Source organism: Dellaglioa sp. CoH-57-MRSF-16 (assembly GCF_056782055.1).
In genome coordinates this window covers 1-680 of record NZ_JBXAXZ010000025.1, presented here as the reverse complement: position 1 = coordinate 680, position 680 = coordinate 1, and the positions used below count along the sequence as shown (strand labels likewise).

Annotated in this window: 1 protein-coding gene; it reads left to right on the top strand. The window is 52.9% G+C overall.

Annotated features, from left to right (window positions below; all coding sequences use genetic code 11):
• Nucleotides 1–14: 14 nt before the first annotated feature.
• Nucleotides 15–680: hypothetical protein (locus AC1RPH_RS07665; protein ID WP_481762006.1), on the top strand; the 666-nt coding region annotated here is incomplete at its 3' end.

Sequence of the window (680 nt, the reverse complement as noted above, 5' to 3'; positions counted from 1 at the left end):
GATCTGAGGGGCGTATGAGTTTCGCAATTAAAGATCGTATAGAAGTCAGCTTGTTCATAAACGACACAGAGTTCCCACTAGAAGCTCTGAACGTGCTGCACTTCATACACATAGCATGGACCACACGCGCACTGGTCCCCACAGTTCACTTCTCCATATTTGACGCGACTCACACCTTGGACAGCGTGCCCCTACAGGATGGCATTCCCATCCGGGTTGTGATTCGCGCTTACCAAGGTCAGACACAGACCTTCAACTTCCGGAAGTACGACCACAAAAAGACAAACATGGGCAACGGCTTTGCCTATGAAGTGGACGGATATCTGGACTTTCCAAAGTACTGGACCGGGACCAGTGTCGCCGGCCTAAGGGGAACTTCAAATGACGTTCTATCGCAGATCGCGACAACGTGCGGCCTCCAATTCGATGGGGCTAGTACTTCGGATTCTCAACTGTGGCTACCACGCAATAAGACATATGCGGAGTTCGCACGCAGTATAGCAGATAGGGGCTATGCGACAGCCGCTTCATATATGGAGATGGCAGTAACCAGCACAGGCGTTCTGCGCCACAAGGACGTTATCACGCTGCCGCCGCCACAGCCCTCACAGCGCCTTGTGCTCGGTCAGTTTATGTCCGGAGTGTTTACCGCTATGGACTATAGGCCCATAGCCCGGTCC